The organism is Streptomyces sp. NPDC013157, from assembly GCF_042899865.1.
Classification (GTDB): Bacteria; Actinomycetota; Actinomycetes; order Streptomycetales; family Streptomycetaceae; genus Streptomyces.
This window is the reverse complement of sequence record NZ_JBIBAK010000029.1, coordinates 50,732-65,198: the sequence shown is the minus strand read 5'-3', so window position 1 is coordinate 65,198 and position 14,467 is coordinate 50,732. Positions and strand designations below refer to the sequence as shown.

Annotated in this window: 11 protein-coding genes and 1 pseudogene; 8 read left to right on the top strand and 4 right to left on the bottom strand. The window is 69.8% G+C overall.

Going from position 1 to position 14,467, the window contains the following annotated elements; translation table 11 throughout:
* Positions 1–243: 243 nt before the first annotated feature.
* Positions 244–2,265, top strand: a complete 2,022-nt coding sequence (locus ACFY6U_RS49740; protein ID WP_390049419.1) for an FAD-dependent oxidoreductase — start codon at positions 244–246, stop codon at positions 2,263–2,265.
* Positions 2,266–2,335: 70 nt separating this feature from the next.
* Here ACFY6U_RS49740 and ACFY6U_RS49735 read toward each other — a convergent pair whose 3' ends face one another.
* Entirely contained in the window at positions 2,336–3,283 is a 948-nt protein-coding gene (locus ACFY6U_RS49735) for a SpoIIE family protein phosphatase (RefSeq protein WP_390049418.1), read from the bottom strand.
* Between ACFY6U_RS49735 and ACFY6U_RS49730 the strand changes: the two genes are divergently transcribed.
* The 4 genes from ACFY6U_RS49730 to ACFY6U_RS49715 all read left to right on the top strand — a co-directional run bounded on the left by ACFY6U_RS49730 (position 3,270) and on the right by ACFY6U_RS49715 (position 6,481).
* Entirely contained in the window at positions 3,270–3,746 is a 477-nt protein-coding gene (locus ACFY6U_RS49730) for a PucR family transcriptional regulator (RefSeq protein ID WP_390049417.1), read from the top strand. The two genes, ACFY6U_RS49735 and ACFY6U_RS49730, sit on opposite strands and share 14 nt — an antisense overlap.
* A 275-nt stretch (positions 3,747–4,021) precedes the next feature.
* Positions 4,022–5,119, top strand: coding sequence for an alpha/beta hydrolase (locus tag ACFY6U_RS49725; protein ID WP_390049415.1), 1,098 nt, complete (start codon positions 4,022–4,024; stop codon positions 5,117–5,119).
* Positions 5,116–5,310: an FAD-dependent monooxygenase gene (locus tag ACFY6U_RS49720; RefSeq protein WP_390049414.1), complete on the top strand. Its 195-nt coding sequence runs from the start codon at positions 5,116–5,118 to the stop codon at positions 5,308–5,310. Before ACFY6U_RS49725 ends, ACFY6U_RS49720 begins: the two co-directional genes overlap by 4 nt.
* Entirely contained in the window at positions 5,294–6,481 is a 1,188-nt protein-coding gene (locus tag ACFY6U_RS49715) for an iron-containing alcohol dehydrogenase (protein WP_390049483.1), read from the top strand. The genes ACFY6U_RS49720 and ACFY6U_RS49715 overlap by 17 nt, the downstream gene beginning before the upstream one ends.
* Before the next feature lie 6 nt (positions 6,482–6,487).
* On the opposite strand, the gene ACFY6U_RS49710 is transcribed toward ACFY6U_RS49715, so the two are convergent.
* Entirely contained in the window at positions 6,488–7,393 is a 906-nt protein-coding gene (locus tag ACFY6U_RS49710) for a LysR family transcriptional regulator (protein WP_390049412.1), read from the bottom strand.
* A 228-nt stretch (positions 7,394–7,621) separates the two neighbouring features.
* Here ACFY6U_RS49710 and ACFY6U_RS49705 point away from each other — a divergent pair, with 228 nt between their 5' ends.
* From ACFY6U_RS49705 to ACFY6U_RS49695, 3 genes are read left to right on the top strand one after another with little or no spacing between them, the layout of a single operon-like run.
* Positions 7,622–8,863 carry an acyl-CoA dehydrogenase family protein gene (locus ACFY6U_RS49705; RefSeq protein WP_390049410.1) on the top strand — a complete coding sequence of 414 codons (1,242 nt, stop codon included), beginning with the start codon at positions 7,622–7,624 and terminating at the stop codon, positions 8,861–8,863.
* On the top strand, positions 8,860–9,432 hold the full coding sequence (locus ACFY6U_RS49700) for a flavin reductase family protein (RefSeq protein ID WP_390049408.1): 573 nt from the start codon (positions 8,860–8,862) through the stop codon (positions 9,430–9,432). The genes ACFY6U_RS49705 and ACFY6U_RS49700 overlap by 4 nt, the downstream gene beginning before the upstream one ends.
* Before the next feature lie 26 nt (positions 9,433–9,458).
* Positions 9,459–10,988, top strand: a complete 1,530-nt coding sequence (locus ACFY6U_RS49695) for a long-chain fatty acid--CoA ligase (RefSeq protein ID WP_390049406.1) — start codon at positions 9,459–9,461, stop codon at positions 10,986–10,988.
* A gap of 118 nt (positions 10,989–11,106) precedes the next feature.
* Here ACFY6U_RS49695 and ACFY6U_RS49690 read toward each other — a convergent pair.
* Together ACFY6U_RS49690 and ACFY6U_RS49685 are read right to left on the bottom strand one after the other, a co-directional pair.
* Positions 11,107–12,492 (bottom strand): annotated as a pseudogene (locus tag ACFY6U_RS49690) (pyruvate dehydrogenase); the annotation flags it as partial.
* 126 nt (positions 12,493–12,618) lie between these two features.
* Positions 12,619–14,466: an FAD-dependent monooxygenase gene (locus ACFY6U_RS49685; protein ID WP_390049404.1), complete on the bottom strand. Its 1,848-nt coding sequence runs from the start codon at positions 14,464–14,466 to the stop codon at positions 12,619–12,621.
* Position 14,467: the final 1 nt, after the last annotated feature.

The window sequence follows — 14,467 nt, the reverse complement described above, 5'->3', positions numbered from 1 at the left end:
GGTTCGGCACGTTGCGAGGGCTACGGGTAGGGATACCTGATGGCATACCTGATCCCATACCTGTCTTCTGCCGGGTCGGTCGGCTGCGGCGACCCGGTTCAGATGCGAAACCGCTGGTGAATGGGGTGAACAGCCTGATTCGCGAGACTTCGGCGATCTTTTGCAACTGATTGCATAAACGTCCTCCGGGGTCATACAACTGCTCGCATGTCGCAGCACGACTCAGGAGCAGGAGCCCTGCCGATGTCCCGCTACCCTCACCTGCTGAGCCCGCTCGATCTGGGGTTCACGACCCTGCCGAACCGTGTCCTGATGGGCTCGATGCATCTGAGCCTGGAAGAGGCCGAGCGAGGTTTCGAGCGGATGGCCGCTTTCTACGCCGAGCGGGCCCTCGGCGGCGTCGGGCTCATCGTCACGGGCGGGATCGCACCGGATGAACGAGGTCGCCCCTTCCTAAATGGTGCCAAGCTCACCACGCAGGCGGAGGCGGAGCAGCACGCGCTCGTCACCGAAGCGGTGCACCGCGAGGGAGGCCGGATCGCGATGCAGATCCTGCACACCGGCCGGTACGCCTACCACCCCGATCTGGTCGCCCCCAGCGCACTCCAGGCGCCGATCAGCAGATTCGTGCCGCATGCGCTGACCGATGGCGAGATCGAGGAGACGATCGAGGCGTTCGTCCGTGCGGCCGCGCTCGCCAGGACGGCCGGCTACGACGGCGTCGAAATCATGGGGTCCGAGGGCTACCTGATCAACGAGTTCATCGCCCCGGCCACCAACCACCGCACCGACCGCTGGGGTGGCACCTACGAGAACCGGGTCCGATTCCCCCTGGAGATCGTCCGTCGCGTGCGCGAACGGGTCGGCCCCGACTTCATCCTCATCTATCGCCTGTCCATGCTCGATCTCGTCCCCGACGGGAGCACCCTGGACGAGGTGGTCACGCTCGCCAAGGCGGTGGAGGCGGCCGGCGCCACGATCATCAATACCGGGATCGGCTGGCACGAGGCACGCGTCCCCACCATCGCGACCTCAGTGCCGCGCGGCGCGTTCTCATGGATCACTCAGCGCCTGAAGGGAGTCGTTTCCGTCCCCCTGGTGACCAGCAACCGCATCAACACCCCAGAGGTCGCGGAGGAACTGCTGGCGGAAGGCAGAACGGACATGGTCTCGATGGCCCGTCCGTTCCTCGCCGACCCGGACTTCGTCGCCAAGGCACGCGCCGGACGCCCTGACACGATCAACACGTGCATCGGCTGCAACCAGGCGTGCCTGGACCACGGCTTCAGCGAGAAGACGGTCTCCTGCCTGGTCAACCCGCGTGCCGGCTATGAGACGGAGCTGGTGCTGTCTCCGACGCGCCGCCGCAAGCGCGTGGCCGTGGTCGGGGCAGGTCCGGCCGGGCTGGCGGTGTCGGTGACGGCCGCCCAACGGGGCCATGACGTCACGTTGTTCGACGCGGACGACAAGATCGGCGGCCAGCTCAACATCGCCCGGCGGATCCCGGGCAAGGGCGAGTTTGACGAGACCCTGCGCTACTTCCGCGTCCAGCTCGACGAGCACGGCGTGGACGTCCGCCTCGGCACGAAGATCACCGCTGAGGTGCTGGCAGAGGGCGCCTATGACGAGGTTGTCATCGCGACGGGCGTCACCCCCCGCATTCCCGACATCCCGGGCCGGGATCGCCCGAATGTCGTCAGCTACCTGGATGTGCTGCGCGACCGGGTGCCGGTGGGCGAGCGGGTGGCGGTCCTCGGGGCGGGCGGTATCGGGTTCGACACCGCGCTCTACCTGACCGACCCGGGCGACGAGGCCAGCCGCCGCCCTGACATCTATTTCCGGCGCTGGGGCGTCGACGTCGACTACCGCACGCGTGGCGGACTGGGGCGCCCTGAGCGGCCCACGGCGCGGCGAACCGTTCACCTCCTCCAGCGCAAGACCAGCAAGGTCGGCGCCGGTCTGGGCGCGACCACGGGGTGGATCCACCGGGCCGAGCTGAAGCACCGCGGGGTCACCATGGTCGCGGGAGTGACGTACCGGCGCATCGACGATCAGGGCCTGCACGTCACGGTCGACGGCGAGGAGCGAGTGATCCCGGTCGACACGGTTGTCCTGTGCACGGGCCAGGAACCCAACCGAAGCCTCTACGAGGAACTGCGCGAGGACGGGCTGTCGGCCCACCTCATCGGTGGCGCGGACCTCGCCGCGGAACTCGACGCCAAGCGGGCGATCCGCCAGGGCACGGAACTGGGGGCGACGCTCTGACGCCGAGCCGGCTCGGTACTCCGGCAGGTCCGCGCTGCATCTTCGGCGACTTCGCACCTCGACGACCGCGTCATGGGATCAGTTCGTCAAGCTGCTGTTCCGCCCCGATCGTCTTGCCGGTCATGGAGTAGCGGGTGCCCCAGCGGCGAGCGAGCTGGGCGATCATGAAGAGCCCACGGCCGCCTTCGTCGAAGGTGCGGGCCCGGCGCAGGTGAGGGCTGGTGCTGCTGCCGTCGGAGACCTCGCAGATCAGACTCCGTTCCCTGATCAGCCGGAGCCGGATCGGCTCCGCGCCATAGCGAATCGCATGGGTCACCAGCTCGCTGACCGCGAGTTCGGCGACGAAGGCGGCGGCCTCCAGATGCCACGCGGCCAGCCGGTCCACAACCTCTCTGCGGATCGTGGCCACAGCTACGGGATCAGGAGGCACCGCCCAGTCGGCCACCTGATCCTCGCTGAGCCTCTTGGTGCGGGCCAGCAGCAGGGCCACGTCGTCGGTGCGCGGCTGCGTGCACACGGACGCCAGGACGCTGTCGCACAGCGCGTCCAGTGACCGGGCGGGCTGGGCCAGAGCCCGTTGGAGGTCGGAGAGGTCTTCGTCGAAGTCGCCTTCCCGGGATGTGACGAGACCGTCGGTGAACAGAGCCAGCACGCTCCCGTCGGGAATGTCGAGGTCCACGGCCTCGAAGGGCAGGCTGCAGAGGCCCAGCGGCGGCCCTGTGGGCAGGCCGACGACCCGGCCGCTGCCATCCGGGAGGACCAGCACGGGTGCCAGGTGGCCGGCGCGGGCCATTGAGCACGTACCGGAGACCGGGTCGTACACCGCGTACAGACAGGTGGCACCGATCTCGCCGGGAATTGCGTCATCGGCGTCGAAGTCCTGCTCCTCGTCGGTGTGGGTCACGATGTCATCAAGGTGCGTGAGGAGTTCGTCGGGCGACAGATCGATGTCGGCGAGCGTACGCACCGCGGTACGCAGCCGCCCCATCGTGGCCGAGGCGGCAATGCCGTGTCCCACGACATCACCGATCACGAGGCCGACCCGCGCGCCGAGAAGGGGGATCACGTCGAACCAGTCCCCGCACCGTCAGGCCCTCGATGCCGTCCGGGTCGGGACGCTGTCCCGCACCGACCGGTGGCTGTTCGACTACGCCGAGCTCGACGTGATCGCCATGCTCAGCACGCATCTCGACGAGGCGCGCCGGTTCGTGCGCCGTGAACTGGGTGGACTCGCCGGATCCGGGGAGCCTGCCACCACCCTGCGCACCACCCTCAAGTGCTACCTGGACACGGAACGGAGCCTGAACACGACGGCTGAGCTGCTGCACGTCGCGCGTAACACGGTTGCGTACCGCATCCAGCGGGCCGAGCAGCTGCGGGGCCGGGAGATCAAGGTCCGGCGGATGCACCTTCAGGTTGCGCTGGCGCTCGCGGAGGAGTTCGACGACCTCGTGTTGAGCGAACAGGCCACCCCGCGCTGACGGAGCTGACGGCCCCTTTTGGACTTCGGTCCATCGGCGGCAGGCCGGTCTGCACCACGGACCAAGCGCCGCGAAGGCTGTGTCCGCTGCACGCGCTCTACACCGACGCCCTGGTCACCCTCGCTGCCACGCCCACCTTCCCGGTGAAGTACCCGCCCTCGGGGACGCTGATGAGCGCCATGCATCACGGCGTCCCCAACCGGCATTGGACCGCCCCGGAGCCGGTCACCAATAGTGCTGGGCATGGGCGCAGACGCCGTGACGGAGGTTCGCCGATGACCATCTCCCCACCACCCGGAACCGCCGGGCCGGCCCGTGCCGCCTCGCCGTTGACGATCAGCGAGCAAGGCGCGTTCTGGGTCGGTGTCGGGCGCAAGCCGACCGAGGCCGGGACCGCCGCCGAGGCCGCGATGTACGTCCAGTACCAGATCCCGGCCGATCTCCGGCATCCGCTGCCCGTGGTGATGGTCCACGGGGGCGGCGGCCAGGGCACGGACTACCTGTCGACGCCGGACGGGCGCCCCGGCTGGGCCACCCGGTTCCTCCAGGCCGGTTACGCCGTGTACGTGGTCGACCGTCCAGGTCACGGGCGCTCCCCGTACCACCCCGATGTCCTCGGGCCCATCGAGGGCGCGGCGCCGACGTACGAGTTCATCCGCTGGCTGTTCTGCGACGGGGCAGGACGACCTGGCAGCCAGTGGCCCGGCAGCGGCGAGGTCGGCGACGACTCCGCGCTGGACCAGTTGATGGCGAGCCAGGGCCCGACGCTGCCCACCTTCGCCGAGAACGAGGAGCAGATGCGGCGCTGCGGGGCCGAGTTGCTGGACCGTATCGGACCGGCCGTGCTGATCACCCACTCCATGGGGGCGCCGTTCGGCTGGCTGGTCGCCGATGCCCGGCCCGGACTGGTGAAGGCCGTCGTCTCCATCGAGCCGATAGGACCGCCGTTCATCGAACTGCCCGGCCTCGGAAAGCTGGAGTGGGGGCTCACCGCGGCCCCGATCACTTACGAGCCGCCGGCGCGGACCCCGGAGGAACTGCGCCTCCGGCTGCGCGAGGCCGGGGGCGACGGGCTGCAGGACTGCCTCGTCCAGGACGAACATGCCGGCCCCGTGCGGTCCCTGCCAGGGCTCCAGGGCTTCCCGGTCGCCGTGGTCGCGGCCGACACCTCGCCGTTCGCGCCGTTCCAGCACGGTGTCGCCGACTACCTCGCCCAGGCCGGTGCGGACGCCGAGTTGCTGCGCCTGGCGGACCTGGGGCTCACGGGCAACGGTCACCTGCCCATGGGCGAGAAGAACTCCGACGACGTGGCCGAGGCACTGATGACCTGGCTGAACAAGCGACTGGCCGATGTGGAGGAAACGTCCCGATGACAACCGTGCCGACCGTGCCGAGCGTCGAGACCGATGTGCTCATCGTGGGAAGCGGGCCCGCGGGAGCGAGCGCCGCACTGGCGCTGAGCACCTATGGCGTGCCGAACGTCATGGTCACCCGCTACTCACGCCTCGCGGACACGCCCCGGGCGCACATCACCAACCATGCGCACCATGGAAGTGCTGCGTGACCTGGGTGTCGAAGAGGATGTGATCGCCCAGGCCACCCCGCAGCACCTGATGGGCAACACCGTCTTCTGCACCGCCGTCGCGGGCGAGGAGCTCGGCCGGCTGAGGTCCTGGGGCAACGAACCGCTCGTGCAGGCCGCGCACGAGCTGGCGAGTCCCACCCGCATGTGCGACATGCCGCAGCACCTCATGGAGCCGGTGCTCGTGAACGCGGCCATAGCGCGCGGAAGCCAACTGCGGTTCGACACCGAGTATGTGTCGCACGAGCAGGACGCCGACGGCGTGACCGCCACGGTCCGCGACCGGCTGCGCGGCGACAGGTACACCATCCGCGCCAAGTACCTGATCGGCGCGGAAGCCCGGGCCGACGGCTGCGTGGCGGTCGGCGGCGGTTCCGTGACCGGCCTGGCCAAGGCCGTCGCGCTCAGGACCGGCCTGCCGATCGTCGCCGTCCCGACGACGTACGCCGGATCGGAGATGACGCCCGTCTGGGGCCTGACCGAGGGCGCGGTCAAACGCACCGGGCGCGACCCGAAGGTGTTGCCGCGCAGCGTCGTGTACGACCCGCTGCTCACGCTCACCATGACGCCCGTGGGGTCCGCGACGAGCGGCATGAACGCGATCGCGCACGCCGTCGAGGCTCTGTACGCCCCGGCCTCCACTCCGATCGTCTCCCTCATGGCGCAGGAGGGTGTGCGGGCGCTGGCCGCGGCCCTTCCCGAGATCGTCGCCGACCCCTCGGGGCATACCGCGCGCAGCCGCGCGCTGTACGGGGCGTGGCTGTGCGGTGCCTGTCTCGGCGCGACCACCATGGGGCTGCACCACAAGCTCTGCCATGTGCTCGGCGGCACCTTCGACCTGCCGCACGCCGAGACACACGCCGTCGTCCTGCCCCATGTGCTGGCGTTCAACGCGCCGGCGGTTCCCGAGGCACTGGCGGCGCTTCGCCGGGCGCTCGATGTCCCGGATCCGGTACGGGAGTTGCACGAGCTGGGCGAGCGGCTGGGCATCCCGCGATCGCTCGCCGACCTCGGCCTGACCGCCGCCGACGTGGACCGTGCGGTCGACGTCGCTCTCGGGGCGCCGTACGCGAATCCCCGCCCGGCCTCCGCCGACGATCTGCGCGCCGTCCTGCACACGGCCTGGGCGGGCGAGCCGCCGTACGGCGGCTGACCGCTTCTACCGGGCGAGTTCGGCGTACGGAACGCCGCTCGCACGTCGGGCCACCCGGCGTGCGACCTCGGCGAACGCCGGGGCGGCGGGCGAGTGGCCCGTCACCGGATAGGCGACCGCGGCCACCGCCTCGAGGGGCTCTTTCGGAGCGACGGCCTCCACTCCCGGGTGTGGCGGGAACATCCGGGCGCCCGACAAGGGCATCAGTCCCACCATGTGCTGGTAGGCGATCTTCGAGGCCATGTCCAGGACCGAGCGGGCGTGGGAGCCGACTGTCGGGGCGTCGTCGTCCCCGTGGCGTCCCCCCACCCACCAGTCGTCGCCCGGGTGGGGGGTGACCCAGGGCTGGTCGTAGACCTCGGTCATGTCCACCGCGGCGGCCGAGGCCAGCGGGTGCCCCTTCCACAGTGCGAGGGAAACGGGCTCGGTGAAGATCGGTACGCGTGTCAGGCCCGGCATGTCGACGCTCAGACACATCAGCGCCACGTCGCACTCGCCGGCCAGCAGCGGGGCGTGCCCCTGGTGGAAGTCCGCTTCGTGCACCCGGATCGTGGCTCTGGGATACCGCTCGCGGAACGCCTCGATGACCGGATGCGTCAGCTCCGCAAGAGCCACCCCGTAGAGCGCGACCCGCACCTCGTCCCGTCGCCTGGCCCTGATGGTGTCTGCGGCGGCGGCGAGCCGGTCGGCATCGGCCAGCACCTCACCCGCCCGTTCGAGCAGTTCCGCGCCGTCGGCGGTGAGCGCCACATGCCGTTTGTCGCGCTCGAACAGCTGGACGCCCAGCTCACGCTCGAGGGCGGCGATCGAGCGCGTCAGTGCGGGCTGGGTGAGGTGCAGACGCTCGGCGGCGACCCGGTAATTCAAGGTCTCGGCGAGCGCCGAGAAATGGCGCAGACTCCGGAGTTCCACTCAGCCCTCCAGAAAGGCGACGTCCACGGCGTTGTGGTCCGCGCCAGGTTACAGCGCGCTTCCCCGCACGTCACCAGGCAGAAATGTGCGGCATTCCCGCCACCCCCTCCGACCTGCTGTGATGCACGGCACTCATCAAGCCCACAGATACCGGCATTGGACCGTCCTTCGCCGCGCTGCCGACACTCCCTTCAGGCCGACCCAGAACAGCAGCGGATGGGGTGCGAATTGTCCGAGACAACCGAGACAACCGAGAAAATCATCGAGATTCCGCAGCCGGAGCCGGACCTGACACCGGAGGAACTGGTGCGCCGGGCCGCCGGCATGAGGACCTGGCTACGTGATCATCAGGACGAGACCGAACAGCGAACCGGTATCTCCGAGGACACGCACAAGGCGTTCCTGGAGGCGGGTTTCTACCGGTCCCTCCAGCCACGCCGCTTCGGCGGCTACGAGTTCGACCTGCGGACCTACTCCCGGATGGTCACCGAGGTGGCCCGCGGCTGCCCGTCCAGCGGCTGGAACCTGTGTCTGGCCGCCTCCCACAGCCTGGTGGTGGCCGGCCGCTTCCCCGAGAGCACCCAGCGCGAGGTGTTCGGGCCGGACGGTGACTTTCGGGCTCCGCTGCCGGTGGCCCCGAGCGCCACCGCGACGAGGACCCCCGACGGGTACCTGGTCAACGGCCGCTGGGACTACTCCTCCGGAGTCAACGTCTCCACGCACTTCCTGGGTGGCGTGCTCATCATCGACGAAGAGGGCGGCATGCCCACGCCGGGCATGGTGCTCGTGCCCTCCGGCTGGCGGATGCTCGACAACTGGGGCGAGATCCTGGGCTTCCGCGGCAGCGGCTCCAACAGCGTCGTGGCCGAGGACGTCCTCGTACCGTACGAGTACGTGTCCAGGACCCACGCCGCGGCGAACGACGCCACCGACGGGCCGGGGGTGGAACTGCACGGCAACCCGATGTACGCGGGCCGGCTGATGTCGTTCTTCAACATCCAGCTGTGTTCGATCGTGGCGGGCACCGCCTGGGCCGCGGTCGACGAGTACCAGCGGATCATCACCACCAAGAACAGCCCGCTGCCGCCCTTCAAGCCACGCAGCCACGATCCGGAACACCAGCGCAACCTCGGCCTGGCCACGGCCCTGGCCGACAGCGCGCAGCGGATCATCCTGTCGGTCGCCGACGACTACACCGCCTACGCGGCCCGGGGCCTGGCAGGGGGCGAGCCCTTCTCCGAACTGGACGACCAGGCCCTCTCCCTCACGGCCCGGCAGTCCGGCCAACTCGCCTGCCAGGCCGTCGAGATGCTGGCCTCGGCCAGTGGCTCCAGCGCGCTGGCGAACGGCGAGCGCATGCAGCGGTACCTGCGCGACGTCGCCACGTACAAGTCGCACGTCAACGCCCAGCACGGCTGGTGGGCCACGGGATACGCCCGCTCTCTACTCGGCGTGGAGAACCCGGCGTGAACCGGTCGACGTCCGCCGCGACGACGCCCGGCGGCGGCCCGGCGGACGACCCCGGCCGGTTCCGGCACGTGCTCGGCCACTACCCGACGGGTGTCACGGTGGTCACCGCGAAGGAACCCGACGGCACCCTGGTCGGCATGGTCATCGGCTCGTTCACCTCGGTGTCCCTCGACCCCCCACTCGTCGCGTTCTTCCCCGGCCGCTCCTCCACCACCTGGCCGAGAATCATGGCCGGCGGCGCCTTCTGCGTGAACGTGCTGGCCGCCGGCCAGGAGGGCCTCTGCCGGGATGTCAGCGCCAAGGCCCCCCACGTCTTCGACCGCCACCCGTGGCGCGGCGCGCCCTCGGGCAGCCCCGTCCTGGCGGGCGTCGCCGCCTGGATCGACTGCGACATCGCCGACGTGTGGACCCTCGGCGACCACTACTTCGTCCTCGGCCGCGTACGGGAACTCGGGGTGGAGAAGACCGGCGTCTCGCCGCTGGTCTTCTCCCGGGGGCGGCTCGCCCCGTTGCCGCCCCGCCGGGACCACGACGACTCGGCCGACTACACATGGCCCGACTGGCTCTGAGAGATCTGAGAGAAGAGAGACGCACCATGCGCGATCAAGGGCTCGGCTCGTGGCCCGCGCGGCGCGCCCGCATGGCACCGGAGGCCACCGCCGTCGTGCACGACGGTGGATCCCTGTCCTACGGAGAGCTGGCCGCCCGCGTGACGCGGCTCGCTCACGCCCTGCGTGCCCTGGGAGTCGGCCACGGCGACCGGGTGGCCTACCTGGGCGCGAACCATCCGGCCCTGGCGGAGACCCTGTTCGCCGCGAACGCGCTGGGCGCCGTCTTCGTACCGCTCAACACCCGCCTCGCGGCACCTGAGTTGGCCTTCATCCTGGGGGACGCGGGGGCGGCGGTACTGCTGCACGGCGTCGAACTCACCGATGTCGTAGACGCGTTGAGGGACGACGCGGAGGTGAAGCACTACGTCGAGGTGGGGAGCGCGTACGAGGAGCTGCTGGCGAACACACCCGACGACCCCCTGGACGAGACGGTCGGCCACGACGAGGTGTGCATGATCCAGTACACCTCCGGCACCAGCGGCCGTCCCAAGGGCGTCATGCTGTCCCACGCCAACATCGCCTGGAACTGCTTCAACATGCTGCTGGACGGGGACATCGCCTCCGACGACGTCGCTCTGGTGGTGGCACCGATGTTCCACACCGCCGCCCTCAACACCGTCTTCCTGCCGGGCTTCCTCAAAGGGGGGACGTCGGTGCTGATGCGCGGCTTCGACCCGGACCGGGTGCTCGACGTCATCGCCGAGCACCGGGTGACGAGGATGTTCGGCGTGCCCGCGATGTACCAGGCCATGGCCCGGTCGTCGCGGTGGGCGACGGCCGACCTGTCGTCCATCCGGATCCTGATGTGCGCGGCGGCACCCGTCCCCAAGGCCCTCATCCACACATACCAGGACCGTGGCCTGACCTTCCTCCAGGCGTACGGCCTGACCGAGACCGCCCCCGCCGCACTGGGCCTGCGCGCGCGGGACAGCATCCGCAAGGCCGGCTCGGCCGGCACACCCTGCTTCTTCACCGACGTACGCGTGGTGCGGCCCGACCTCACCGATGTCGCACCGGGCGAGGTCGGCGAGGTGATCATCGAGGGCCCCAACGTGATGAAGGGCTACTGGCAGTGGCCCGAAGCGACCAAGGACGCCTTCGTGGACGGAAGTTGGTTCCGCTCCGGAGATGCGGCCACCGTCGACGAGGAGGGGTACGTCACGATCGTCGACCGGATCAAGGACATGTACATCTCCGGCGGGGAGAACGTCTACCCCGCCGAGGTCGAGCAACTCCTCCACCAGCATCCCGCGGTCGCCGAATGCGCGGTGATCGGCGTACCCGACGAACGATGGGGCGAGGTCGGCAGAGCGCTGGTCGTGCCCCGCGCGGGCGCCGAGGTGTCGCCCGACGACATCATGAACTCCCTGTCCGGCCGACTCGCCAAGTACAAGCTCCCCAAGTCGGTCGTCCTCGTCGACACCCTGCCCCGCAACGGCACCGGCAAGATCCTCAAGGCCCGCCTGCGCAGCCAGTACGGCTCAATGCCGGCCCGCGGCGCCGAGGATGCATGAGGCCAGGAGACCCGAAAACGCCCGGTGCCGACTGATCCACTTCGACCTCACGGTCGCGAAAGGGGTGCGGAGGCCGTTCGCCGACGCGCTTCCTGCCGCCGCGGGAATCTGGACAGAGCTCGGTGGCCGACCAGACACCGACCTTGTTGACCCACGCACCGAGATTCGTCGATGAACTGACGTCGGGGCTCACCGTGACTATGCGCCGCGCGACCTCGGGTGCTTGGCGGCTGAGGTCGAGAAGTGTCCGACCGAGCGCGGCCTGGGTGGTGGCCTTTGTCGACGTAGGTGTGCGGCCGAGGTCGAGCGGCAGAGTCTGCGGCGGGGCCAGGAAGACTTCCTCCCGTCGCAGGCGCTGTGCGGTCTCGCGGCAGAGCTCCGCCGCAGGGCTGCCCGCCGCTGGCGGCTGCCACGGATCGTCCACATCAGCCCCGACCCGGTCCGCCAGCTGACTGATCTGGTCCCCGGTGAGCAGCGCGGAGTGGTTCTGGGGGTGGCCCTGCATGGGCAGGCCGTAGCCCTTGACGGTGTAGGCGAGGATCACGGTGGGCCGTGTGTCGTCGATCGCACCGAATGCCGCGTCGAGCCCGTCAAGATCATGGCCGCCGAGGTTGGCCAGGGCCCTGACCAAGCTCTCGTCGTCCAGTTCGGTGATCAGCTTGGTGATGCCGGCCGCATCGGGGCCGGTGCCGGGCAGCCGACGGCGTGCCTCGTCGGCGTCGCAGCGCAGCAGGCGCTGGAATTCCGGGTTGCTCATGTCGTCGATACGCCGGCGAAGGGCGTCTCCGCCCGGCTGCCGGAAGAGGTGTTCGAGGACTTTTCCGTATTTCAGCTCCATCACCTGCCAGCCGGCAGCGCTGAAGAGCCCACGGAGTCGGTCTGCGGCCAGGTGCGGGACGACCCTGTCCAGCGACTGGCGGTTGAGGTCGACGATCCACACGATCTCGCCCAGGTCGGATACGGCAGGGTCCAGCACGGCCTCCCACACCGCTCCCTCGTCGAGTTCGGCGTCGCCGACCAGCGAGTACTGCCGGCCGGTGCCGGCTCCGCCGAAGGCACACTCCACATAGCGGCGGGTCACCGCGCCCCATATCGGCGCGGTCGCGCCGATGCCCACGGAGCCGGTGGAGTAGTCCACCGGGTCAGGGTCCTTCGCGCGGCTCGGGTAGCTCTGCAGCCCGCCGAACTCGCGCAGCCGAGAGAGGTAGGACCTGTCAAGGCCGCCGAGCAGGTAGTTGATCGCGTGCAGGACGGGCGAGGCGTGCGGCTTGACCGAAACCCGGTCGCCGACGCGCAGATGCCTGAACCACAGGACGGTCATCAACGACACCATCGAGGCCGACGACGCCTGGTGTCCGCCCACCTTCAGACCCGACGTGTTGGGGCGGACCCGATTGGCATGGTCGATGATCGCGGTCGACAACCACAGAACCCGGTTCTCGACCTCGCGGAGTACGGCGAGGTCCTCGGAGATTGTGGTCTGGCCGAGTGGGGGGCTCGTCATTGTTGCCGTCCTCTACTTCGGTGTAAGACACGAACCGTGAGAGTGCGCTTCCGCACTCACATCTGCAGGGTGAGGAGCCATCGGGAAGGCTGCCCGGTTCGGAGCCGGTCTGGGAGTCGCGTTGTCTTATTCGATGTTCGGGCTACTCACGGCTGGCACGACGGAGTCTGCTCCCAGTTGGCGAGCAACGGCCCGAGCCGGCTTCCAGTACGGCTGCCAGTGGTCGCGCAGGAACCGGTTCAGCTCCGGCGTTGCCTGCCCGGCCGTGCTGGTGGTGCGCCAGGCGACGTGGCCGTCCGGCCGCACCAGAACCACGCCGTGCCGGCCGACCTCGAACAGCTCGACGAGCGTCCCCTCCTCGGCCGGGGAGGCGGCGACCAGGCCGACGACGTGCACCGGGAGAGGGCTCTCGGCCGGTTGCTCCCGCAGTGCGCGCTCCCATGCCCCGGGATCCGGTGTGACGAGGGCGAGTCCGTCGTGCGGGAGCAGGTCGTGGACCGGGCGTGGGGTGTCCTCGTGCTGGACGAAGGCGTGTGGGAGGCGGGCGCCGGGACGGGTGGTGGGGCGGTAGGTGACCACGTCGCCGCCACCTGGCGGAGGGGTTTCGGCGTGGATGAGCGGACCGTCGTAGGTGTAGCCGAACTCGAGTCCGGTGGAGACGAAGTGTTCGAGCTGGTCAGGGATGGCGGCGGCGATGTGTGCCCGGACTCGCCGGCCGCGGGGGGTGCTCGCGAGCAGCACTCCGGTGCGCTTGAGCTGGAGCGGGGTGAGGCGGTCGCAGGCCCAGCCCAGCACGCGAGGGGGCACCCGGGACAACAGCGGGCGGGCGAGGGCCTCGGTGGTCTGCCGCACCGCGCGGTTGGTGATCCCCACGGGCGCGGTCACCTCGTCGAGGAGGAAGTGGTTGGCGACACTCTGCTCGGCGAAGCGTTCGACGACGGGTCTGCGCTCGGACTCGTAGGTGTCGAGCAGGGCGTCTTCGGCGCCTCCGCGGAGCACCGCGGCGATCTTCCAGGCGAGGTTGTGGGCGTCCTGCACGCCGCTGTTGAGGCCGAAACCGCCAGTGTGCGGGAAACGGTGCGCCGCGTCGCCGGCGAGGAGCAGGCGCCCCTGCCGGAAGGTGCGGGCCGTCTGGGAGGTCATCGTCCACGTGCCGGTGGACCGGATGGTGACCCCGGTGCTGCCGAGCACCCGTGGGAGTGTCCGTTCCCAGTAGCGCCGGCTGTCCCTGGCGATTTCCTGTTCTGGGTGGAGGTAGGCGGTCATCAGGATGTAGTCGTCGTTCGCGTGGGCGATCATGACGCCGCAGAAGTCGGGCTGGTAGATCCAGCTGAGCAGCGGGCGGACCGTGCCGGGCGGGTGCAGTCCGGGGGCGTGGAAGAAGACGCTGCCCATGTTCGCCAGGACCGGGCCCCGCAGCGGAATGCCGGCGCTGTCACGGACCACGCTGTTGGCGCCGTCGGCGGCGACCAGGTAGGCGGCATCGAGTGCCTGCGTGGCGCGCTCGGTGTGCACGGCGATCCGGTCGGCGCCCGCCTCGATCGCGCTGACCGCGGTGGAGCGGCGGAAGTCGACGAGCGGCTCGCGCTCCAGCGCCGCCCAGAGCACGGGCATGAGCTGGTGCTGTCCGATGTGGGCGATCAGGAAAGGGCTGTGCGCCTGGAGGTCGGTAAGACGGTCGGGGTCCGACAGCACGTCGATCTCGCCGAGCGACTCGGTGAGCCGTGAGCACCAGCGGATGATGTTGATCGCGTCTGTGGGCGGCGCCAGCGCGGTGATCTCCGCGGCCAGCCGGGGTGACGTGTGGTGCCAGATCTCGAGTGAGCGGGCGTTGATGACGTGGGCCGCAGGGTGCATCAGGGGCTGCTCGCGGCGTTCGAGCACCGTGCTGGGGATACCGTGCCGGGCCAGCAGCAGTGCGAGGGTGGCTCCCGTCGGGCCTGCGCCCGCGATCACGACCGGTGTGGTGTGCATG

Coding starts and splice junctions, on each gene's coding strand:
- ACFY6U_RS49730 (WP_390049417.1), top strand. CDS start 3,270: ATGCCGTGTCCCACGACATCACCGATCACGAGGCCGACCCGCGCGCCG.
- ACFY6U_RS49695 (WP_390049406.1), top strand. CDS start 9,459: ATGCGCGATCAAGGGCTCGGCTCGTGGCCCGCGCGGCGCGCCCGCATG.
- ACFY6U_RS49715 (WP_390049483.1), top strand. CDS start 5,294: ATGGAAGTGCTGCGTGACCTGGGTGTCGAAGAGGATGTGATCGCCCAG.
- ACFY6U_RS49740 (WP_390049419.1), top strand. CDS start 244: ATGTCCCGCTACCCTCACCTGCTGAGCCCGCTCGATCTGGGGTTCACG.
- ACFY6U_RS49685 (WP_390049404.1), bottom strand. CDS start 14,466: ATGCACACCACACCGGTCGTGATCGCGGGCGCAGGCCCGACGGGAGCC.
- ACFY6U_RS49725 (WP_390049415.1), top strand. CDS start 4,022: ATGACCATCTCCCCACCACCCGGAACCGCCGGGCCGGCCCGTGCCGCC.
- ACFY6U_RS49720 (WP_390049414.1), top strand. CDS start 5,116: ATGACAACCGTGCCGACCGTGCCGAGCGTCGAGACCGATGTGCTCATC.